The 22,744-nt window shown below is 56.4% G+C and carries 20 protein-coding genes; 14 read left to right on the plus strand and 6 right to left on the minus strand.

Going from position 1 to position 22,744, the window contains the following annotated elements; all coding sequences use genetic code 11:
- The first annotated feature begins 8 nt into the window (after window positions 1–8).
- From SH678x_RS07980 to SH678x_RS08015, 8 genes are all read left to right on the plus strand, one after another.
- A complete protein-coding gene (locus SH678x_RS07980) occupies window positions 9–1,313 on the plus strand; it encodes a coproporphyrinogen-III oxidase family protein (protein WP_496922367.1) in 1,305 nt (434 codons plus the stop codon).
- A gap of 35 nt (window positions 1,314–1,348) precedes the next feature.
- Window positions 1,349–3,139 carry a HAMP domain-containing sensor histidine kinase gene (locus SH678x_RS07985; RefSeq protein ID WP_496922368.1) on the plus strand — a complete coding sequence of 597 codons (1,791 nt, stop codon included), beginning with the start codon at window positions 1,349–1,351 and terminating at the stop codon, window positions 3,137–3,139.
- A 177-nt stretch (window positions 3,140–3,316) separates the two neighbouring features.
- A complete protein-coding gene (locus SH678x_RS07990; protein ID WP_496922369.1) occupies window positions 3,317–4,267 on the plus strand; it encodes a PstS family phosphate ABC transporter substrate-binding protein in 951 nt (316 codons plus the stop codon).
- Between the two features lie 16 nt (window positions 4,268–4,283).
- Window positions 4,284–5,219 (plus strand): phosphate ABC transporter permease subunit PstC, encoded by a 936-nt coding sequence (pstC, locus tag SH678x_RS07995; RefSeq protein WP_496922370.1) that lies wholly within the window; start codon window positions 4,284–4,286, stop codon window positions 5,217–5,219.
- On the plus strand, window positions 5,216–6,094 hold the full coding sequence (gene pstA, locus SH678x_RS08000) for a phosphate ABC transporter permease PstA (protein WP_496922371.1): 879 nt from the start codon (window positions 5,216–5,218) through the stop codon (window positions 6,092–6,094). The genes pstC and pstA overlap by 4 nt, the downstream gene beginning before the upstream one ends.
- A 57-nt stretch (window positions 6,095–6,151) precedes the next feature.
- Window positions 6,152–7,063 (plus strand): phosphate ABC transporter ATP-binding protein PstB, encoded by a 912-nt coding sequence (gene pstB / locus SH678x_RS08005; RefSeq protein ID WP_496922372.1) that lies wholly within the window; start codon window positions 6,152–6,154, stop codon window positions 7,061–7,063.
- A gap of 11 nt (window positions 7,064–7,074) precedes the next feature.
- Window positions 7,075–7,755 carry a phosphate signaling complex protein PhoU gene (gene phoU, locus SH678x_RS08010; protein ID WP_496922373.1) on the plus strand — a complete coding sequence of 227 codons (681 nt, stop codon included), beginning with the start codon at window positions 7,075–7,077 and terminating at the stop codon, window positions 7,753–7,755.
- Between the two features lie 39 nt (window positions 7,756–7,794).
- Entirely contained in the window at window positions 7,795–8,508 is a 714-nt protein-coding gene (locus SH678x_RS08015; protein ID WP_496922374.1) for a response regulator, read from the plus strand.
- Between the two features lie 327 nt (window positions 8,509–8,835).
- Here SH678x_RS08015 and SH678x_RS08020 read toward each other — a convergent pair whose 3' ends face one another.
- Both SH678x_RS08020 and SH678x_RS08025 read right to left on the minus strand, forming a co-directional pair.
- Window positions 8,836–8,964, minus strand: a complete 129-nt coding sequence (locus SH678x_RS08020; RefSeq protein ID WP_496922375.1) for a hypothetical protein — start codon at window positions 8,962–8,964, stop codon at window positions 8,836–8,838.
- Window positions 8,965–9,101: 137 nt separating this feature from the next.
- Entirely contained in the window at window positions 9,102–10,001 is a 900-nt protein-coding gene (locus SH678x_RS08025) for an alpha/beta hydrolase family protein (protein ID WP_496922376.1), read from the minus strand.
- A gap of 280 nt (window positions 10,002–10,281) precedes the next feature.
- Here SH678x_RS08025 and SH678x_RS08030 point away from each other — a divergent pair, with 280 nt between their 5' ends.
- On the plus strand, window positions 10,282–10,977 hold the full coding sequence (locus SH678x_RS08030; RefSeq protein ID WP_496922377.1) for a DUF2461 domain-containing protein: 696 nt from the start codon (window positions 10,282–10,284) through the stop codon (window positions 10,975–10,977).
- Between the two features lie 64 nt (window positions 10,978–11,041).
- Here the strand turns inward: SH678x_RS08030 and SH678x_RS08035 are convergent, their stop codons facing one another.
- Window positions 11,042–12,238, minus strand: a complete 1,197-nt coding sequence (locus tag SH678x_RS08035; RefSeq protein WP_496922378.1) for a cell surface protein — start codon at window positions 12,236–12,238, stop codon at window positions 11,042–11,044.
- 161 nt (window positions 12,239–12,399) lie between these two features.
- Between SH678x_RS08035 and SH678x_RS08040 the strand changes: the two genes are divergently transcribed.
- The 3 genes from SH678x_RS08040 (at window position 12,400) to SH678x_RS08050 (ending at window position 15,304) form a co-directional block, all read left to right on the plus strand.
- Window positions 12,400–12,822, plus strand: a complete 423-nt coding sequence (locus SH678x_RS08040) for a DUF6384 family protein (protein WP_496922379.1) — start codon at window positions 12,400–12,402, stop codon at window positions 12,820–12,822.
- Window positions 12,819–14,327 carry a coiled-coil domain-containing protein gene (locus tag SH678x_RS08045; protein ID WP_496922380.1) on the plus strand — a complete coding sequence of 503 codons (1,509 nt, stop codon included), beginning with the start codon at window positions 12,819–12,821 and terminating at the stop codon, window positions 14,325–14,327. The genes SH678x_RS08040 and SH678x_RS08045 overlap by 4 nt, the downstream gene beginning before the upstream one ends.
- Window positions 14,328–14,464: 137 nt before the next feature.
- A complete protein-coding gene (locus tag SH678x_RS08050; protein ID WP_496922381.1) occupies window positions 14,465–15,304 on the plus strand; it encodes a hypothetical protein in 840 nt (279 codons plus the stop codon).
- Between the two features lie 126 nt (window positions 15,305–15,430).
- On the opposite strand, the gene SH678x_RS08055 is transcribed toward SH678x_RS08050, so the two are convergent.
- Window positions 15,431–15,856, minus strand: a complete 426-nt coding sequence (locus SH678x_RS08055; RefSeq protein WP_496922382.1) for a hypothetical protein — start codon at window positions 15,854–15,856, stop codon at window positions 15,431–15,433.
- 189 nt (window positions 15,857–16,045) lie between these two features.
- Entirely contained in the window at window positions 16,046–18,865 is a 2,820-nt protein-coding gene (gene alaS / locus SH678x_RS08060) for an alanine--tRNA ligase (RefSeq protein WP_496922383.1), read from the minus strand.
- A 395-nt stretch (window positions 18,866–19,260) separates the two neighbouring features.
- Between alaS and SH678x_RS08065 the strand changes: the two genes are divergently transcribed.
- Window positions 19,261–20,040 (plus strand): YceH family protein, encoded by a 780-nt coding sequence (locus SH678x_RS08065; protein ID WP_496922384.1) that lies wholly within the window; start codon window positions 19,261–19,263, stop codon window positions 20,038–20,040.
- Here the strand turns inward: SH678x_RS08065 and SH678x_RS08070 are convergent.
- The gene (locus tag SH678x_RS08070) at window positions 20,018–21,373 is read right to left on the minus strand and encodes an MFS transporter (RefSeq protein ID WP_496922385.1); all 1,356 of its coding nucleotides are present in this window, start codon (window positions 21,371–21,373) and stop codon (window positions 20,018–20,020) included. The genes SH678x_RS08065 and SH678x_RS08070 overlap by 23 nt on opposite strands.
- A gap of 246 nt (window positions 21,374–21,619) precedes the next feature.
- Between SH678x_RS08070 and SH678x_RS08075 the strand changes: the two genes are divergently transcribed.
- Window positions 21,620–22,696: a bile acid:sodium symporter family protein gene (locus tag SH678x_RS08075; protein WP_496922386.1), complete on the plus strand. Its 1,077-nt coding sequence runs from the start codon at window positions 21,620–21,622 to the stop codon at window positions 22,694–22,696.
- Window positions 22,697–22,744 lie beyond the last annotated feature (48 nt).

Consider the following 22,744-nt stretch of genomic DNA (forward strand, 5'->3'; position numbering starts at 1 on the left):
CAAGATCCATGGCAACCGATACCGTCAAAACTGAAGTTGGCAGCTACTTTGTCAGCAATTATCCGCCGTTCTCCCAATGGACGACCGAGCAATTGGTCGACGTGCGCGAGGCGCTGGAAAGCCCGCCGGCGGATGTGCCCTTGGGTTTGTATCTGCATATTCCTTTTTGTCGTAAGCGGTGCAAGTTTTGTTATTTCAAAGTATTCACCGATAAGAATTCCGGTGAAGTCGAACGCTATGTGAGTGCTCTTTCGCAGGAAATAGAGTTAGTAAGCAAACTGCCTGTGATGGGGGAGCGGCCATTTCGATTTGTTTACTTTGGTGGTGGAACTCCATCCTTTCTCAGCGGTAAGCAGCTCACACGCTTGGTGGATCGCTTGAAGGAGAACATCAACTGGGATCATGCTGAAGAGGTGACTTTTGAGTGTGAACCCGGAACGCTGAGCGAAGCCAAGGTCCACACGCTACGCGAGTTGGGAGTGACTCGCTTGAGCTTGGGAGTTGAGCATTTTGACGACGAAATCCTACGCGACAACGGTCGTGCCCACGAATCGGGGGAAATTGATAAGGCTTGGCCCTGGATCAAAGCCGCGGGGTTTTCCAACACGAATATTGATCTAATCTCAGGCATGGTCGGCGAAACTGACGAGAAGTGGAAGTATGCCGTGCAGCGTGCTTTAGAGCTTGATCCCGACAGTGTGACCATCTACCAGATGGAATTGCCCTTCAACACCGTGTACTCCAAAGACATTTTAGGCAATCAAATCGAAACGCCGGTCGCCGATTGGCCAACGAAACGACGGTGGGTCGATTGGGCCTTCGACCAATTCAGCGCGGCGGGTTACAGCGTTTCCAGCGCTTACACCATGGTAAAGAACCCAACGGCTGTAAATTTCAGCTACCGCGACAACTTGTGGCGGGGAAGCGACCTGCTTGCCACCGGTATCGCTAGTTTTGGCCATGTATCGGGCGTTCATTATCAAAATCGAGCCGAGTGGGACGATTATTGTGGTTCTCTGGAAGCCGGCCAATTGCCATTAGGGCGCGGATTGCGTCTTACAGACGAGCAGCGTTTGATTCGCGAAATGATTTTGCAGCTCAAGAAAGGTTATGTCGATCTGGCGTATTTCCAACAGAAATTTGGCTGCAACATCGTCGACGAATGGCAAGAGGCATGGCAAGACTACGAGGCGGCGGGTTATGTTACTATCAGTGACACACGCGTTGAATTGACACGGCAAGGACTCTTACGAGTGGATGCCCTGCTGCCGGCGTTTTTCGAGCCCCAATTCCGCGACGTTCGATATACCTAAATCCAACTTTTTTGTTGACGCCGAGCGATTGATTCATGCGGACCAGCCAATTGTTCTGGAGGATGTTTCTCGCTTACGCTGGTCTGGTTTTGCTGGGAATCATTGCCTCGACCGCTTCGATTGCTTCCTGGGAGCGCGACCAGCTCATCGAACAGGCCAATCGTCGCTTGAGAGACGCTGGTATCTTATTGCGGGATCACGTCGCAGACCGTTTACCATCCAAGCCTTCAGAGCAACTTCAAGACGAAATTCGCGACTTGGGTAAGCAGCTAGAAATGCGGCTCACCATTATCGCGGCCGACGGCAAAGTCTTGGCGGACTCCGCTCAGGAGAATCTGACCGCTGTTGAAAAGATGGAGAACCATCGCAGTCGTACGGAGGTTGTCAAAGCCTTGCGTGCCGGTGAAGGAACGACGCGGCGTAATAGCCCCACTCTTGGCGATGCATACTACTACTATGCAATAGCGATCAATCAGGGAGATGAAAACGATGGCATCGTCCGCACGGCCCTGCCAGCAAGCTTGATACAAGGACAACTCGATGCGATGCGCCGCTTGGTGTGGACCATTGGTCTGGCACTGGGACTCTTAGGATTGTTGATCACGTACTGGCTTACGAAAAAATTGGTGAGCCCGCTCACTCAATTGGCTGACGCCGCGGAAGGGATCGCCGCAGGGAGGTATTCCCAGCGAATTCGGGTGAATTCCAGCGATGAATTCGGCATGTTGGCCCGTTCTTTTGAACGCATGAGCAGCGAACTTGGCTCACGCGAGGCTCAATTACGTGAAAGCGTGCAACGGCAGACTACCGTGCTTGGTGGGATGGTCGAAGGGGTGATTGCCGTTGACAGCGATCAGCATGTGCTGTTCGCGAATGTGGCCGCTGGCTCGAAATTGGGTTTTGCCCCCGACAAAGTCGAAGGCTGGCCTTTGTTGGAAGTCGTGCGGAGCCATGAACTTCGCGAGATCGTCCAGCAAGCTCTTGGATCGAATCAACAAACCGTGCGGGGCGAGATCGCCTGGCAATCACGAAAGAGGATGCTGACGCTCGACGTGCAAGCCACGCCGCTGGCCGGCAATCCTACGCCCGGTGTGGTGCTTGTGTTGCACGACGTCACTGAACTGAAGCGGCTTGAAGGATTGCGTCAGCAGTTTGTCGCCAATGTGTCTCACGAATTGAAGACGCCGCTCAGTTCGATCAAGGCCTACACCGAAACACTGCTCAATGGAGCGCTCGAAGATCCTCAGCATGCGCGGCACTTTCTCAGTCGTATCGATGATCAAGCCACACGGCTCCACGAATTGATCCTCGATTTGTTGAGCCTCGCTCGGATTGAATCGGGACAAGCGACTCTTGACATCACAAACCTGCCGCTCAAGAAGGTGGTGGCTCGTTGCTTGATCGATCACGAGGAGCGGGCCAAATCGAATGGCTTGACCATCGAGAATCAAGTAGCCGACAGCCCACTGATGGTGCGGGCGGATGAAGAAGGCTTACTGCAAATTTTAGGGAACTTGATCGACAATGCGATCAAATACACTCCCAAGGGGGGCTCAATCAGAATTCGCGGTCGCGAAGAAGCTGATGAAGCCGTGATCGAAGTGGCGGACACCGGCGTGGGGATCGAGCCCGAGCACCATAGCCGCCTGTTCGAGAGGTTTTATCGAGTTGATAAGGCGAGGTCCCGGGAGTTGGGCGGAACCGGTCTGGGGCTGGCCATCGTCAAACACCTCTGCCAGGCCATGGAGGGTACCGTCTCCGTAAAAAGTGAGCCCGGCCAGGGGAGCGTGTTTGCCGTGAGATTGCCGTTAGGGCCGAATAATTAACCGGAGATTTCCCTCGCTCCCCGAATCTCTTAAACCGCCAGTTTTTGCTGGCTTTTCAAATTCGCGTGAATCCACATCCCCGACTCTGCGATTCTTAACATTTCCTTCACACAATACGGCTACAGTACCGGGACTGAGTTCTCGAAATCCACGCAAACTAATGAGGAAGGCAACGTGGTGTTTCTCTCGAATTGGCGGGCATTGTCTGCCCCGGTCATGATGGCCGTGGTGCTAGCAGTTGGTTGTGGTGAATCCAGCACCACGCAAAGTATTCGCGTCGACGGCTCCAGCACCGTCTTCCCGATTTCCATGTCCGTGGCGGAAAGTTTCCGTGCGGATCACCCCGATTTGAAGGTTCCCGTACGTGCTTCGGGGACCGGCGGCGGCATGAAGCAGTTCTCCGCCGGTGATATCGATATCTGCAATGCCTCGCGGCACATGACCGACTCGGAAAAGGAAGCCTGCAAACAGAATAAGGTCGACTACTTGGAATTGGTCGTTGCCTTCGATGGTTTGGCCGTTGTGGTCAATCCTGAGAACGATTGGTGTGACTGTATCACCATCGAGCAACTGAAAAACATCTGGCGACCGGAAAGCGACGGCACGGTCACCAAGTGGAGCGATGTGAATCCTGATTGGCCTGAGGAAGAATTAAAACTTTATGGTCCGGGAACGGACTCCGGCACGTTTGACTATTTCACCGAAGTGGTTTGCGGAGAAGCCCGCGCGAGCCGACCAGATTACACGGCGAGCGAGAACGACAATGCGTTGGTCCGTGGCGTGGTCGCCGACAAGGGTGCTTTAGGTTACTTCGGTATTGCTTACTATGCGGAAAACAAAGACGAGCTGAAATTGCTCGGTGTGAAAGCGGACGGTGAATGCGTCGTTCCGAGTGAAGCGACCGTCCGCGATGGGACCTACGCTCCTCTATCACGGCCACTCATGATTTACGTCAACAAGAAGTCACTGGAACGACCTGAAGTCGCCGAGTTCGTGAAATTCTACTTAGCGAATGCCGGGAAAGCGGCGACCGAAGTCGGTTACGTTCCTGTTAACGACGAAGTTGCCGCTGAAAGCGATAAGGTGCTGTCCGAGGCGTTGCCCAAATCAGATAAAAACGGCACCTGAGCGACGGGAATCGTTTATGGCCTCTGTAACAACCAAGATCAATCAACTTGATGGCTCGACGGGGGGCGCGAAGTTTCGCGCTGCCGTCGAGTTAATCTTGCATGCTCTGTTATTTGGGTGTGCAGCCATTTCGATCATCACTACCGTCGGTATCGTGTTGGTTTTGTTTGTCGAATCGCTCCAGTTCTTTCGCGAAGTTTCAGTTTGGGAATTTTTGACGGGCACGAAATGGTCACCGCTTTTGAAGCCCGCCCACTTCGGCATCTTGCCTTTGTTTTGTGGCACGCTGTTGGTGACAGCCGGATCGGCAATCATCGCCATTCCAATTGGATTGGGGACCGCCATTTTCTTAAGTGAATATGCATCAAGCGGATTTCGCGACGTTGTGAAGCCGCTTTTGGAGATCCTCGCTGGTATTCCCTCGGTCGTTTTTGGCTATTTGGCCGTGGTGTTTGTTTCGCCACTGATTCGCCAGGTTTTCCCCAGCGCCGATTTGTTTAACGCTGCGAATGCCAGTATTGTGGTCGGCTTTATGATTTTGCCGACCATCGTTTCGATCAGCGAAGACGTGTTGCGTTCGGTACCCCGCTCGCTCCGTGAAGGAGCCTATGCCTTGGGGGCAACCAAGCTGGATGTCACGGCCGGAGTCGTCGTTCCCGCGGCGATGTCAGGCATCATGGCGTCGTTTCTCTTGGCAATCGCCCGAGCTATCGGTGAAACGATGGCCGTAGCCTTGGCAGCGGGTTCAACTCCCAATATGACGTTCAGTTTTCTGGAAAGTATTCAGACGATGACCGCTTATATCGTGCAGGTCAGCCAAGGTGATACGCCTGCCGGCTCGAAGGAATACCACACGATCTTCGCCGTGGGCTTGGCGTTGTTTATGTTGACGCTGGTTTTGAATTTGTTTGCCCAATGGATTCTCACGCGAGTTCGCGAGAAATACGAATGAGCATTTCCAAACATTCTGACGGTCGGCCATACGCAAAATTGGCCTCCACGCTCTTTGCCTGGTCGTGCGGTTTCTGCACATTTTTGTGCATCGCAGTGCTAGGGTTGTTGCTTTGGAACGTCGTGAGTTTTGGTTGGGAGTCGCTCTCTTGGAAGTTCCTGACGAGTTGGCCCTCGATGAAGCCCGCCAATAGCGGCATTTGGGCTGCGCTCGTGGGGAGCTTGTATCTCATAGGACTGACAGCGTTGTTCTCGGTGCCGGTCGGCGTCGGCGCGGCGATTTACTTGGAAGAATATGCTCCGCCCAGTCGTTGGCGGACTTTGGTCCAAATCAACATCGCGAACCTCGCCGGCGTGCCGTCGATTGTCTACGGTATTCTCGGTTTGGGTTTGTTTGTGCGAATGATGATGCTCGGTCGAAGCGTAATGTCGGGAGCGTTGACGCTCACTTTGGTCGTGTTGCCAATTGTGATTTTGGCGGCGCAGGAATCGTTGCGAGCAGTTCCCAGCACAATCCGTCAGGCCTCCTACGCCTTGGGAGCCACGCGCTGGCAAACGATTTGGTATCAATTGCTACCCGCATCGCTGCCAGGAATTATGACTGGCGTGATTCTGGCGCTTTCCCGTGCGTTGGGTGAAGCCGCACCGCTGGTGGCCATTGGCGCCGCGACTTATGTGTCTTTCACGCCTCAGAATATCTTCACCGACGAGTTCAGTGCCCTCCCCTTGCAGATTTTCAACTGGACCGACCAGCCCAAGAAAGAATTCCATCAGCTCGCCGCGGCGGGAATTGTCGTCTTGCTCACGGTGTTGATTTTGATGAACGCCGTCGCTGTGATCCTGCGGCAGCGGTTTAGCAAGAAAATCCGCTGGTAAACCCACCTTAGTTTGTTTGTGGTAAAATTAATTCAGTAGTTCAAGTCGAGAACCAAAATGATGGCCCCTGAGTCAATCGCGCCTGAGTTAATGGTTATGGACGAAGAGGAACGACCGATGAGTGAAGCGACTTCTCCAAGAACTCCGATCCGGGTGTCGGCTTCCCCCATACGGCGGCCTGTGACCACCAATGAAAAAGAAGACCTCGAGCGGCGAGCGAAAAAAGTTGTTGCGCACGACGTCAACTTTTTCTACGGGTCGCACCATGCCTTGCATGATATCAACCTCGACATGCCGGAGCATTGCGTCACGGCGTTGATCGGTCCTTCCGGTTGTGGCAAAAGCACGTTTTTGCGTTGCCTGAACCGCATGAACGACATGATCGACGACACGACGCTCCGCGGTCAGATTCTGCTTGATAACATCGACATCTATCAGCGCGGCACCGACGTCGTGGAATTGCGTAAGCGGGTGGGAATGGTTTTCCAGAAATCCAATCCGTTCCCCAAATCGATTTACGAAAATGTTGCCTATGGCCCCCGCGTGGCGGGTGTGAAGAAACGCGCCGTGCTGGATGAGATCGTCGAGAAGTGCCTGCAACAGGCCGCGCTCTGGAGCGAAGTTCAAAATCGGCTCAACGACTCGGCACTCCAACTTTCAGGTGGTCAGCAGCAGCGGCTTTGCATCGCACGGGCTTTGGCGACCGATCCCGACGTTCTGTTAATGGACGAACCGGCCTCGGCGCTCGATCCCAAGTCGACCGCTGCGATTGAAGACCTGATCTTCGAATTGAAGGACACTTATACAATCGTGATCGTCACGCACAACATGCAACAAGCGGCCCGCGTGTCCGACCAGACGGCTTTTTTCTATGAAGGCCGGTTGATCGAAGTCGGGCCGACCACCGAAATGTTCACTAATCCCAAGGAAAAGCGTACCGAAGACTATATTACTGGTCGTTTTGGTTGATAAAGGCATTTATGTCGAAACATCTCAGTCGTGATTTGGAAGCTTTGGAGCAAAACTTGCTCGCGCAATCGTCGATCGTCGAGCGGATGATCCTCCGCGCGAGCCAGTCGATCACCGAGCAACGCACCGACTTGATCCCCCTCCTCTTGCAGGACGAAGACACCGTCAATCGGGGTGAGGTGCTGATCGAGGAAGAATGCCTCAAGTTGTTGGCGTTGCATCAGCCGGTCGCGGTGGATTTGCGGCGCGTGGCGACGGTGCTCAAAATCAACGGCGACTTGGAACGCATCGCCGATCTGGCCGTGAATCTGGGCGAGCGGGCTCAGGCACTGATGCACTTTCCGCACTTCCTGTTTCCCACGCACTTGGATGAGATGGTGGAAGTTGCCATGTCGATGGTGCGCGATTCCTTGGACGCCTTCGTACGGCTCGACGTGGAACTCGCTCACGAAGTTTGCTTGCGTGATGATCAAGTCGACGAACTCAACCGTCAAACGATCGACGACCTTCAGAACTTGGTGATCAACAATTCCGCGGAAATTGAACCCGCTTGGCAATACTTCTCGGCATCCCGGCACGTCGAGCGGATTGCCGATCATGCAACCAACATCGCCGAGGACGTGATTTATCTCGTCGACGGCGAAATCGCCCGACATCGTCATGAAGACCTGTCGTTCTATCGGATGGATTAAGGCACTCTCGCGAAGAGCAGTCTGAAAGTTAGGGCAGTTATGGGCAAGGCAAGCATTTTGATTGTGGAAGACGACATCTCGCTGGGCGAGGTGCTCGAATACAACCTCCGCCAAGAAGGTTACGAAACCCATTTGGCTCGCGACGGCCATCAAGGTCTGCGCGAAGCGCGGCAGCATTGTCCCGACTTGATCGTACTGGACCTGATGCTGCCGTTGATCGACGGTATCGAAGTCTGCCGCCTGCTCCGGGCTGATCCCGCCACGCAGGAACTCGCGATTTTGATGCTGACGGCTCGTTCCGAAGAAAGCGACGAGCTGATTGGCTTCTCGGTGGGGGCCGACGACTACGTTACAAAGCCGTTCAGCGTGAAGGTTCTGCTCCAGCGGATCAACGCTCTGCTGCGCCGCAAGGAACAAGGCCATGCTGACCGCGAAGTCATGGTCAGCCAAGGGATCATGATCGACCGCCGCCGGCATCGGGCCACCGTGGGCGACAAGCCGCTCGATCTCACGCCGAGCGAGTTCGGTTTGCTCTCGGCCTTCGTGCGGCAACCAGGGCGAGCATTCTCGCGGGCGGAGTTGATCGACGTGGCTCTCGGCGACGATGCGATCGTGCTGGAGCGAACCATCGACGTCCATATTCGCGCTCTGCGCAAAAAGCTCGAAGCCCATGCCGACCTGATTCAAACGGTCCGCGGCATCGGTTACCGCTTCCGCGATCCAGCCGACGTGGCGATGGCCGAAGCTCATTGAAGCCGTCAGCAGTTCATTCCCACGCAGGCGTCGCGATAAGCTGCGCGGTGTGCAAGGTCTTTCTTTGTGCCAATGGTTGTGAATTCTCATTTCAAGATGGTCAAGTTGTCCAACGTGGTCAACTTTTCAGCGCGATTCACGAACGCGCGAATTGGAGAAAAATAGTTTTTGGATGTGGCCAGGAATTGGGATAGACACTGGGGGTCAACAACTAACGCGCTCATTTTAGCTGACGGCGTTGGCCAATTTAGGAGAGAAAATTTGCTCACGGGTTGGCTCGTTCCGCGTTGCTTTGCAACACGTCGCGGCTAACGGAAATTTTAAATTTTAGAACGTAGCACAACGCTTCCGCGCCGCGGCAAAGTCGACGACTTGCTCTAACTCGCACGGATGGCGGCGGAACCACTCCGCGAGGATTGTGAACTCGCTTCCTTCGCGGTCGTCGGTCTTGGGCATGACTGTGGCTGACCTCTTTGAGGTCGGACGTGTAAGAAGTCCGGATAATTTGTGTGGCATGCCCTCGGAGGTACGACGTGGGCATGTCCCTCATTGCTTCATACACGCCCACGAGTACGACGGCATGCCACCCGAGGTTATAGAATTTCTTCCGCCAGTTCGGGTTCTTCAACGCTTGGCGGCACCGGCGGTTCCGTGGGGACGCCGATGAATTCGCCTTCCACGCAACCGGGGCAGAGGCATCCTGCGCGGCCGCAGCAATCGACGAACACGCTGTTTTGGAAGCCGCAGGGCATCGACGGGCAGCGCATCGTGTCGTAGTACCATCGCATCACGCCGACGTGGTTCGACAGGCTCAAGTCGAGGATGCCGCGAATGGGGTTGTCTCCTTCAACGGAGTAGTTGCGCACGCCGCGATAGTTGGCCTCGTCGCCGTAGCCGCTGATGCCTGGCGACCAATAATTCTCGACCACGCAGGCATGCCGAGTGGCGGCGAGCTTACAGAAGATTTCCTCGTGCATCGAAGTGGGCGGATCAAGTAGCGTCAGTTGTGCCACTGGTCCGCGATCGCTCAAACATGCGGCGCATTGCGCGGCGGCGACCGTTCCCAAGCTGTGGGCGATGATTTGCGTGCAACGGGGATTCACGCCGCGGCAGCGCAAAGCCGAGGCCATCATGCGACCCTGCTGGCGACCAATACGAATCGGTTCGTCATTGAACGGCGAAATCTTAACGGCGTTCCAGTCCCAGCTCAGGATGTTGTAGCTATCGCCGCAACGGCACTTAAGCGCGTTGGCCCCCGCGATACCAAAGGTGGTGCGAATCTTGTTGGGAAGTGGGTTCCAGCCGTGCGTGATGACAATCGTCGGCTTCGTGGGATCAATGGGGTCGCACGGATGGGCGCCGCAAGAATAGTTCAGCAGAATGCCGTGACGGTTGTTGCCCCCCTTTTGGAGGACGGCCGTATTGAGCCCGCAGCCGACCGTCGAGGTCAGCAGCAGCATCACGAGAACAAGTTGACGTAGAGCATTGTCCATCCATGGACCTGCTAAACTTTCGGGCCTGTGCCGGTTGTGGCATCAAGCCTTGCGGGTGGGTTAAAATGGACCGCCTCATGCGGTTCCAGGGGGGTCGGGTCGTGCTTTTGGTATCGTCTTTTCCGGGATAAACTCTCTACAGCTCGCCGCAAGAAGTTATGAGATTTACACAACAACCTAGCCGGAGGGCCACGCCCTCCGGGTGTTATTGATTCACACTAGACCAATTATCCTGGACCGCGTGGCGATCCGGCTGGGGTTTAACTTCAGGATTCTCACCATGGCCAAACATAAATTCCCCGGTTTCCCCGAAGGGTTGGTTTCATTCCTCTCCGACCTTTCGCGGCATAACAACCGCACTTGGTTCAAAGCCAACCAAGATCGCTACGAACACGATGTCCGCGAGCCGGCGTTGGAATTCATCGCGGCCATGGCGGAACCTTTGCGCAAAATTTCGCCGAACTTCGTGGCGGTTCCCAAGAAGGTGGGCGGCTCGCTGATGAGGATTCATCGCGATATTCGGTTCGCCAAGGATAAGAAGCCCTACAAGACGAACTTGGGAATTCATTTCCGCCACGCGGCGGGGAAAGATGTTCACGCGCCGGGATTTTATTTTCACGTGGATCCCTACGACGTGTTTCTCGGCGCGGGGATTTGGCACCCAGAGTCCGATGCGCTGGCTGGGATACGCGAAGCGATTGACGACGATCCGGCTGGATGGAAGAAGGCGAAAGCCAATAAGCCGTTCGCCGCGAAGTTTGAATTTTCGGGGGAAAGTCTTCGCCGCCCGCCGCAAGGCTATTCGGGCGATCATCCGCTGATTGATGATCTGAAACGGAAGGACTTTATCGGTATCTATCGGCTGGCGCACGATGATTTGTTCGAGCCGTCGATTCTCGATCAAACCGTGGAAGCGTTTCGTACGGCGAAGCCGTTGATGGCGTTTTTGTGTAAGGCGGTGGGGGTGAAGTTTTGAGGGGTGGGGTGGCACGGCAGCGGGACGCTGCCGGCTAACTAGACTTCCTCGCCACGCGCGCTGATTATATCTCTTCGCCGCGGGCGAAACGCGCGAGTGATTCCTGGTAGCGTTTTTTGCCTTCTTCGACCACGCGGCGGATTTCGCGGGCGTTCTCTTCGCTTTCCTTGCGCAGCTCGGCGATCATTTGCAGCGAGTCGACTTGGTAATCCGAAATTGCCGTGACTAGTTTCTCCAGCGATTCAGCGGCGATCGTTGATCCGTAGCCCGCCTTGAGCGCGGCCCGCTCCAATTCGCGACCGAGCTCCGCGACGTCTTCCAAACTTTTGTTCACGCCCCGTTTCAAGGCTTCCGTCGATTCCGTGGCTTCATGCAATCCCTGCTGCGAAGTGTAGACCGTGCCAAGAATCGTGAAGACGTGCTCGTTCGTGGTGAAGAACGTCACCGCTCGGCGATAGACTTGGTCCTTCACGTCGTGCGTTTGTTTGAGCTTGGTGATCAGTGTTTCGCCGACGTCGTAGCCGATCGACAGGTTTTCGGAAATGTCCTTGAGCAGCTGATAAAAGCGATCCTGCTTCTGGAATTCGTTGCGGGCTTCGTCGCGGGCGAGTTCCAAGCGGCCCAGCGTGCTTTCATCGCCCTTGTGATCGTCGACCGCTTGTTGCGAGGCAGCGAGCGCGTGCTTGGCTTTATCCAAATGCGGCAGCTGAGCTTCGAGCAATTCCCGGCTGAGGATTTCGGCTTCTTTCAGTGCGAAGCGGAAATCGATGTAGCCGTCCATGATAGATTGCTCGCGATTGAGTTGATCCTTGGTGTCGGCGCACACGTCGCGGTAGACGTCGACGATCTTTTCAAATCGCGCGTAAGGCGTACCGCGCTGGAGACGCATCCACAAATTGGCGAGCTTCTCGCTAACACCGAGCTTGCCGTCGTCGAGCTGGCCGATGAGATTTTTCGAGTCTTCGCGGATCGAATCGAACATTTGGCTGATTTCGAGGAACCGATTTCCCACGTTGATATTTTCGACGTTCTCGCGCACAAGCTTGTTGAACGTGCTCATGTGCTTGACGGTCTTGGCGATCGCCAACGCCTTGGCTTCGTCGATGTGGCGGACTTCTTCGAGCAAGCGAATCAGCTCGGCGGGGACCTCTTCGTCTTTGGACAGGCCGAACTTCTCGAGCACGTCGACGGCCTTATCCAAATACTTCTGCATGTTCTTCTGAGCAGCGGGGGCCGGTTGGGTTTGAGTTGCTTGAGCCATGGTTCATCTCGGGGAGGTTCGGGAGTTGTCGGGTGCTATTCGCGGATGATACAGTAATCTTGCCGGTAAGCGTCAATTTATCATGTTGCCGGGCGAATCAATAGTATTGTCGATTGCAGGGAGTTCCTGGCCTGGGCGGGAATGCGAAACGGATAAACAGAATGGGAAAGATTCAATACGCCCAGCAGACCGCCCCGCCGGAGGAAGCTCAGGCCGAGATCGAAGCGGTACCACGCTTCAGCCGGCCGGAGCAATTGAGCCTGCCGGAATTGATCCGCATCATGGATGTCGCCACGGAGCTGCGCAAAGGGCAGGAAGTGGTCGAGGAACAGCTCAACATCGATCAAATCAAGGTGCGGCTGCGTGAGCGGTTGTTGGAAGCAGCCAAGGTTTCGGGCGAGCCAATCACGGCCGAACAGATCGACGCGGCGATCGAAGATTACTACGACAAACTCCATTCGTTCGAGGAACCCGCGTGGAGCTTTGATTTGCTGCTCGCGCATTTCTACGTGCGGCGGGTGGCGATCATCAAATGGGCCGTGGCGATTGGTGCCTTGATCGGCGTCGCGTGGGGTATGTCATGAACGCACGATCTGGCTATTCCGTGGGCAGCGTGCTGCAACAAGGTGTGCAAGGCCTCAACGGCCGCTTGCAGGAATGTATCAACGGCGTTGCCGAGCTGAACGAGAGTGCCGCTGACCTTGTCGAGCGGCGTTCCCAAGCGTTTCTGGAACTGGCCGAGCATTATCTGCCAACGATCGATCAGAAATCGGTGGCCGACACGTTTCAGGAAGTCCGCAGCCAGTTGATGGAAGTGCTGATGCGCAAGCAAAAGCACGAGCGCGAAATTCAGAAATTGCTGGAATCTGGTGCCCTCGACGCCGAGCGTTTAGAGAAAGATTTGGATCGCATCACGGTCACGCTCAACGAAAAAGTCGAGCAGCGCGAAGAACTCGAAAAAGTCGTTGCCGAGCGACTGGAAAAAGATGACGAGTTTCAGCGGCTCTCGAAAGAAGCGCTGGTCGCCGAGAAAGAACTTGAACGCAATGAGGGGCGCGTGACGGATATGCAGCAGGAAGCCGCTGAGAAATTGCCGTCCTACGAAAAGAGCGCGCTGTTTCAATATCTGCATAAGCGGGGCTACGGCACTTCGGGATATGTCAAAACGGGGCTGACCAAACGGCTCGATGGTTGGGTGGCGCGGATGATTGATTTCAATCGCGCGCGGCGCGGGTATGAATTTCTGCGCGTCACACCCGAATTGATGGCGCAAGAAGTGGGCCGCCGCCGGGATCAATTCAACGCGTTGATGGAACTTGTCGAGGCCTGTGAAGATCGTCACAGCGATGCCGTGGGGCTCACCGCCGTGATGCGTGAAGGCCAAGAGCTGGGCAAGGCGCGCGACAATCTAGTTGCCGACATGAGCAAGCAGCAGGAGCGGATGGACAAGCAGCAGCAAGAACTCACGCTGCTGGCGAGCTCGCGGAATGAATACTACGAACAGGCCGTTGTACGGATGAGGGAGTTTTTGGCGGGACTCGAAAGCTGGCGGCTGGAACATGCCTCGCGCGCCACGCCCGAGCCGCAGGACGATCAGATCGTGGCGGAAGTGAATTGGATCAGCGAAGAGGTCGAGAAAACGAAACAACACGTCGCCGAGTTGACCTCCGAACAAGAGGTGTGGAAGCGGCGGGTGTATGAACTGCAAGACATCTGGCTCCGCTTCCGCCGGGCGGATTACGATTCCGCGCGGTCGATGTTTCATCCTAATTTCGAGATCGAAGAGATTGTCGAAAGTTTTGTGCGGGGACAAATGAGCCGCGATGATTTGTGGTCGGCAATTCGCGCGGCGCAGCAATTTGCTCCGCCGTGGTATGACGATCAGAATCGTCCGCACGAGCGTCTGCCCACCGGGAACGATTTTTCTTATGTGCTGCTACGCGTGCTCACTGAGGTGGCCGGGGCGGCATTGCGGCACGCGGTCGAGCGGGGCATGGAACGTCGCGGGCCGATTCGTCAGCAGCAACGCGTGGAGTCGGGACGGCCAAAATTTCGTCCGCGGGGGTTCACGAGTGGCCGGGGATTCTAGTGCCAGCAACGCTCGGATTGCGGTAAATGGGCTATTTTTGACCACATCTCAGAAGCCCGGTGCCGGTCGTCGCGAAATTTGGCTATAATCAGCGCCCTAATTGAGTTTGCTGATTTTGGACCGTGAAAGGATTCCGCATGTCTTGTCGCTTTGTGTGTTTGTTTCTCTTGTCTGTGTTCGTGTTGCTGCAGACAAACACCGCCGAAGCTCAAATTGTTCGCAGGGTTCTCGAACGCCGTGCCGCATTGTTGGCACCGCCGGTCGATCCGAATGCCCCTGCCGCGGCACCGGCGCCCGCCACAGACGCAACCACTCCCCCGGTAGAACCACCGGTTCGCGGAGGATTTTTCGCGCGGCGTATGCAACAACGGCGCGATCTCGTGGCGCAACAAGCGGCCGAAGCTCAGCCCACGCCAGCGGTCCCAGGCCAAACGCCACCAGCCACGCCACAACAAGCACGGGCGCGTGCCTTCCAAGCCTTGCGACAAACATCCGCGACCGCGGCCCCCATGATGCGCGCCCTCTCGCCCATCGAAGTGAAGGGGATGGACGTGCCCGCGTTGCAGACGGCCCTCTCGAACACCGGGGGCGAACTGGGCAACGAGCTGAACCGCTTTACATCGGCCGCCAGTTGGCAAGGCTTCTTGGATTTGCCGACGGGAATCGTCGACGAAGGGACCATCGATCTCGCCGCGCTGCAAGCTGCCTTGCAGCGGTTTGATAACGTCTCGAACGATCCGAAGTTCGCGCAGATCTCTGAACTTCCAAGTTTCAACCAGACACGCATGCTGCTCACGGAACTGGTGAATCGCGCCGACGTGCCGGCCGCGGACGGCCCGCAATTGATCGATCCCTCGGGCGAGGCAGACTTGTCGATGGAATCGATTCAAGTCGAAGAGACGCTCCCCACCCCCCAGCCAGAACTCCCCCGCAACGAGGGTGAGCATTCGATCCTGGTCCGGACGAAGAAGAGTTAGAGGCGTTTGCTGCCATTCCCGCGAAGGCGGAATCTAGACCTGGATCACCGCCAGGCTTCCCAACCCGCACGCACACCAGACCCAGTGAGTAGGGGTTGCAGCCACACAGTTGGTTTTGGTCTGTGGTTAAGTGGTGCTGGTTGGATGTTCTGGTTTTGCTGAAAGCCACCACTGCATTGTCTCAAGAGCGAGAACTTCACGACTATCAGGCGGATATTCGGCAGCGACACGCTTTGCATATTGTATGACAGCATCGTGTCCAAAAGTATGCCTCAAGTACAACGGTAGCTGTTCTACACTTGGATTCCAGGTTGTGGCTGTTGTGCGCAGTATGTCATCAAGCGGGCGATAGCATTTCGGCATAAGGATTATGAGCAGCCGACCCGCCACCTCCTGCTCATAATACATAGATGAATTCGCCATGATTGCAAGGAGCGCCTCGGCTCTTAAGTCTGATCGAATCTGCTGCAATTTCATGCGCAGTTGATGCAGAGTATGTTTACCCGATTTAAGATATTCTCCAAATTCGGCAGGTGTATTCGGGGTGTGCATATTTAAGAGTTGCGAATAGTGGACAGAATAATTGCCACTAACTTATTGCAGTAATTGTCGCACGGTCAATCTGTGGCTTGCACGCCCGGGCGTATTGACCTGTAGGCTATTGTGTGAACTAAAAAAATTAAAGAGCCGAAAGACTGAGCGACTCCCGTTCCCATTTTTCACTCCCCCCTGTTCCTTTAATCACGCACCGATCATCTCAGCAATCGTCTTACGCGCGACTTCCAGTGCTTCCGGCAGACGCTTGGGTTCTTTGCCACCGGCTTGAGCCAGGTCGGGCCTGCCGCCGCCGCCGCCGCCGAGGGCTTGGGCGACCGGTTTGATCCAGTTGCCGGCGTGGCCGCCGCGGGCTTGGAGTTCTTTCGACACGCCGGCCACGAGCGTGACTTTGTCGTCCCCTTCGCTGCTGGCCAAGAGGACCGCGCTGAGCCCCACTTTCTGACGGATCTGATCGATCAGTTGCCGCATGAGGTTCGATTCTACCGTGGGGGCTTCGGCCACGATCACGGTCACGTCGCCCACTTGGGTTGCTTTTTCGAGCAAGCTCTCGGCGGTGATGGGGCCTGCCGCGGCGCGTTGCGCGAGCCGTTCTTGCAGGTGGAACACGTCTTCTTGAATCGCGGCCAAGCGCTCGGGCACATTGAGTGGCGACACCGACAGCAGCTTCGCCACTTCGGCGAGAATCGCTTTGGCAGCCGCGGGCTTGGGTGCTTCCTGGCTGATGTTGGTGGCCATGCCGCTGCCACCGACGTTGGGAAGCGTGCCGCCTGAGGCCAGTAGCTTCTTCAGATCGCGTTGCTTGTCCAAGAGTTCGGCGGCGTTCACCGCCAAAGCCAATTGCGCGCAGCCAATGGTCTCGGCCGCTTTGTGGACGGCATCAAGGGTTTGCTGCGCGTGCTCGGCGGCGCGTTTGCCTGTCAAGGCAACAATCCGCCGCGTGCCAGCCGAAACACCTTCTTCGCTGAGCACTTCAAAGGATTGCACTTCGCGGGTGTTGTTCAGGTGAGTTCCGCCGCAGAGTTCCTTGCTGAAGGAGCCCATCGAAACCATCCGCACGGGGTCGGGATACTTTTCGCCGAAGAGCATCATCGCCCCCTGCTTGCGAGCCTCGGCCAGTGGCAAAGTCTCCCACTTCACGGGCTCGGCGGCGGCAATGTGCTTGGCGACGTCTTGATTGATCGAAACAAGCTGTTCGGTCGTCACGGGGCTGAGATTGGTAAAGTCGAAACGCAACCAATCGTCGTCGACTTTGCTCCCCTGCTGTTGGGCGTGCGTGCCCAAATGTTTTTGCAGCGCGTGATGCAAAATGTGCGTGGCCGAGTGCGCGCGGCGGATGCCTTGCCGACGTTCGACGTCGACAATGGCCTTCACCTTCGAGCCTTCGTGAATAATCCCCTTGGTCAATTGGCCGATGTGAACGATCAGCTGACCATCTTTTTGCGTGTCGGTGACTTTGAATTCAAAGCCATCCCCGACGAGTTTGCCCGCATCGCCGACTTGGCCACCACTCTCACCATAAAAAGGCGTTTGATCGAGCACGACGCGCACGGCCGTGTGGCTCAGATCGTCGAGCATATCGCACAGATGATCTTCGGGGGCTTGGCCCACGATGATACCTTTCACGATGGCATCGGCTTCATTTTTTTCGTAACCCAAGAATGCCGTGCTGTGGAGGGCATGTTTGAGCGAATCGATCGGGCCCTTGGCACCCATGACGGTGTGTTGCACCTTGCCCGACGCTTCGCCGTGCAGCTCCATGGCGTGCTTGTAGCCGTCCCAATCGAAGGCCAGATTGTGCTCCGCGGCAAGGGCTTCAAACAATTCCGGCGGCACGCCGAAGGTTTGATACAACTCGGCGGCAATCTCGCCTTCGACCTTTACGCGGTTATGGCTCCGCATGTCGTCGAACACGCGCTCGATGCGATTGAGGCCAGCGTCGATCGTGCCGAAGAAGTTGGCTTCTTCTTGTTGAATGACTCGGGCGACGCGATCGGTGGTTTCGGTCAGTTCGGGATAGGCGCTTTTCATCGCCGCGACCACTGCTGGCACGAGCTTGTAAAGGAACGGATCGCGTAATCCCATTTGGTGGCCGTCGAGAACGGCCCGACGGAGCAAGCGCTTCACGACATATTTTTCTTTGTTCGCGCCGGGGTAAACATTTTCATGCACCGCGAAAGTACACGCGCGGATGTGGTCGGTGATCCGACGGCAACGGCGGCCTGCCTCGCTATCGAGGCTGTACTTTACGCCGCACACTTCCGCGGCGGCTTCGACGATGGGAAACAGCGTGTCGATGTGATAGTTGGTCGGCACCCCTTGCAGCGTGGCGGCGGCACGTTCCAAACCCATGCCGGTATCGATGTTCTTCGACGGCAGTGGCCGCAGATTGTTGGGTGGATCGCCCACGCGATTGAATTGTGTGAACACGAGGTTCCAGATTTCGACCGACTTGCCGCTGTCGGGGTGGAAATAAATTTCGCTGCACGGCCCACACACACCGTCGGGCCCTGCGCTGGGGGCACTGGCTGGCCAGAAGTTTTCCCCTTCGTCGAGCCGTTCGATACGGTTGCTGGGGAGTCCAATTTCATTGGCCCAGATGTTCGCTGCTTCGTCGTCGTCGAGATACACGGTAACGCTCAATCGCTCGGGCGCAATCGCGAGCCATTTTTTGTCGGTCAGGAATTCCCACGCCCAGTTGATCGCTTCGCGCTTGAAGTAGTCGCCGAAGCTGAAGTTGCCCAGCATTTCAAAAAACGTGTGGTGATAAGCCGTGCGGCCGACGTTATCGATGTCGCCCGTGCGCAAGCATTTTTGGCAGCTCGTCGCGCGGGTGTAGTCCAGTTTCACCTTGCCGAGGAAATGATCCTTGAACTGGTTCATGCCGGCGGGAGTGAACAGCACCGACGGATCCCACGTGGGGACCAGCACGTCGCTGGCCACGCGGGTGTGTCCCTTGGATTCAAAAAATGCCAAATACTTTTCGCGAAGTTCGTCGGTTTTCATAACGGCAAGTGTCGAGAGAACAGTGGTCGGAAATCGGGGAAATAGAATCCCTGAATATACCGCGAGAAAGCCAAACGCGGCAGGGCAATGAAGCCGTTGCCGTCGCGAGAAATAATGCCTTGTTGCCCGAGCGAACTACAGTGTCGAAATTTGGAACCGCCAAGTACACCAAGAGCGCCAAGAAGGAGGATTCACCGCTAATTTGCGCTACTGGTCGCTTATGGTTTTATTAGCGATCATTAGCGCAGATTAGCGGTCAAAATTCTTAACTTGGCGGACTTGGCGAGCTTGGCGGTTCAATGGACTTTTGCCTCTCCCCTGCCCCTCGCCGTTCGTCGGACAGGCCTTTATACTCACGGTTTCAGTTGTCACGGCAGGGAGCAGAGGGATTCATAATGAGCGACGAAGCAGCTACCACTGAAACCGGTCCCCGCTGGCGGCCCCTTGATCGGACGGAACGCCGGGTGCTGGGGGTTTTGATCGAGAAAGCCAAAACGACGCCGGACAACTATCCGTTGTCGCTCAACGCGTTGACCAATGGTTGCAATCAAAAGAGTAATCGCTTTCCACAGATGCAGCTGGAAGAATCGGATGTCGAAGACGCCCTCGAACGCTTACGCAAGATGAAAGCAGCGGCTGAGATTCAAGGGGATGGTCGCGTCGACAAGTTTCGCCACTTAGCCTACGAGTGGTTGGGTGTCGATAAGAAAGAGCTCGCCGTGATGGGGGAGTTACTATTGCGTGGCGCGCAGTCGATTGGTGAGTTGCGTGCGCGGGCCTCGCGGATGGAACCGATCCCGGGGATCTCGGATTTGCGGCCGCTGGTGGAAAGCCTGCGCAAGAAAAAGCTGATCATTCTGCTCACGCCGCCGGGACGCGGCTGCGTGCTGACTCATGCGCTGTACCAAGATCAGGAACTTGCGAAAGTTCGCGCCGAGCATGGCAACATGACCGTCGGGGACGAGCCGTTCACCGACGACGATGATGCACCATCTGCACCCGTGGCAGCCGTTGTTCAGCGCCCGAGTGTGAGTTCTTCACCTAGCGCTGCTCCGTCGAACGCACCGGCGATTAATTTCCGTTCCGAGCTTGCCGAGTTGCGTGAAGAACTGACCAATGAGATCAGCCAGTTGCGCCGGGAACTCGACGATCTTAAGCAGCAATTGGGCGTGTAGCGGCCGCTTCTTGCTCGATCACTCGCGCAGTGCGCGGTGGGGTGGCCCATAACGCCGCGACGGCGGTGATGACCGACAGTCCCGCGAACAGCCAGAGTGAATAGCCAAAGCCGCCGAGGTAATCTGCGCTCACGCCCATAATCACGGGGCCGATGGCGCTCGCCGCCACGGCGATGGTGAGCGACAGGCCGCGGATTTTTCCCAGATGCGTGCGGCCAAAATAGCGGGCCCACACCGTGGCCGAGACCACCGAAATCATCCCCTGTCCGCAGCCAAACACGCCGTAGCCGAGCATCAGCGTCGAAAGCGATGTCGGCTCGGAAAGAATCACGCAGCAGAGCCCCATCAGGGCCATCGCCGACATCAACAGCCAGCGCATCGTTAAGCGATCGGCGAGAACTCCGCCGACCAGTTGTGTCATGGCCGTCACGAGGGCCATCACCGTGATCGCGCGGGTGGAGTCTTGAATGCGAAAGCCGCTGGCTTGGAACAAGGCCACGAGATGAAAGATCAAGGCCGTTCCAATCATCGACCACACGCCAGTCGTTGTCAGCAGCAGCCAATAGGACCGATGCTGCATCGCCTCGCGAATCGTGAATTCATTGCCATAGCTGAACGGCTTGTAACGCAGCGAGGCATGAAAGCGCATGCCGTCAGGAACTTGTCCGATTTCGTGCGGTGATTGCCGGAAAAAGATCGCCATTAAAGGGAGAAAGCAACCGGCAATGATCGCGGCGAAGACGAGATAAGCACCTCGCCAGCCCACCGATTCGATTAACAACACGATGGCCGTCGGAATCGCGGCCGACGCACCCGCCATGGCGATTTGCGCGGCGCTGCTGGCCGTGCCCAAGCGACAATCGAACCACGCGGCCAAGCTGTTGTTGGCGAGCAAAGTCATCGTGCCGGGGCCGAAGAATCGCAGCAGCGTAAACGCGATGAACAAAGTAAAGATGCCCGTGGCTTGCGCGGCGAACGCGCAGGCGATGCCCATCGCGGTGAATCCCACGATGGTCATAATTCGCAAGCCCCAGCGGTCGATCATCGCGCCGATGAACGTCAGCCCCACCGAGGCCAAAAGCGTGGCGAACAAGTACGCCGCCGACAACGCGGTTTTGCTCATGCCAAATTCGGCGATGAAGGCTTCGTTGAAATAACTCACGCCGAAGGTTTGCCCTGGGCTGGTGGTGAGCATCATCAAGAAGGCCAGCGGCAAAATCACCCAACCATAGAAGATCGGCTGAGATTCGTCGTAGGTCCGGGTGGCCAATCCTCGGTTGCTCAAGGGAGTGGCCGCTAGTATTTCCGTCAGTTCAGCAGAGGGTGTCGACATCGAAATTATGCGAATTCGCGGCACGGTCGTGATGCGAATCGCGCTTAGCTTCCTATCCAGATTGATCCAGGTTGTCCCACAAAGGGTCGAGACACTAGCGCATCGATCCTGGTTCGGCAAGATCACTATCGAGGGTGAAACGTGGCGTAGTATTTGTTATTCTAATGATGTTCGTGAATCCGCCGCCGTGTGCAGCTATCACGGTTTGAGGGCTTTCCGCAACCATCGAATTCCACGCAGCAGATTATGGCGTCGGCTCCATCAATTGAGGACGAACCACCACGCAGAGGCAATCGTGCTGCCATTGTTGTCGGCTGGATGCACGATCATTTTTTATGGCTGCTCGTGGGATGCTATCTGCTGGCGGCGGTTGTGCCTGGTCCGGGTCTGATGCTGCGGCAGTTTTCCTGGGGAAGTTCCGATGCCGGTGAAATCACCGTGCCGGTGTTGCTGTTGACGTTGCTACTGTTTTGCGCGGCGGCGGTCGTCCGTTGGGAACAAGTGTGGCATCTGATGGAGCGGCCCGGAATTATCGTGCTCGCGTTGATCGCCACGTGGCTCGTGCCTTGTCTGTTTGTCACGGTGTTGGGTGGATCGCTGCCCCGTTTCTTTGCCAGCGAAGCGACCAGCGAACTGTTGGTGGGACTGGCGCTCGTGGCGGCAATGCCGGTGGCGAATTCCTCGGTGGCGTGGACACAAAACTCGCGCGGCAACGTGGCCCTGGGGTTGGGGCTCATCGTGCTCACCATCGTGATCAGCCCGATCGCCACGCCGCAGATGCTCAAGCTGATGGGGCTTGCGCTCTCGGATGAAGCGACCGAGCAATGCGAAGAACTTGTGAAGCGCTTTTCGGGGGCGTTTTTTATCGTGTGGGTGATTTTGCCGTCGCTCGCCGGGATGTTATTTAACCGCCTGGTGGGCGCGGAGGGGATTCAGAAAAACCGCGGCGCGATTCGGCTCGTGAGTGCGATCGCGCTGTTGGCACTCAATTACACGAACGCGTCGCTCGCCATGCCCCAGGTGTTTGAACGGGCAGCCCTGCAGATGATCGCCTTGGCATCGCTGCTGGCAATTTCGCTGCAATTGCTGGGAGTCCTCACGGCTTGGGTGATGTCGCGCGTGATTACGCTCGACAAGGAATCGACGATCGCACTGGTGTTCGCTTTCAGCATGAAGCACACGGGCGTAGCCTTGGTGCTGGCCGGGGTCGTGCTGGAAAGCAAACCGCGCGTGGTACTGTTGATTGTCATGGCCACTCTGCTGCAACACATTCTGGCCGCGATTGTCGATTGGACGATCGCGCGGATGAAACCAGCCACCTAGCCGGGCCGCCGCGCGGGCCGGGAAAGACACGGATCGCATTGCGATTCG

It is taken from the genome of Bythopirellula superficialaquae (genome assembly GCF_059632245.1).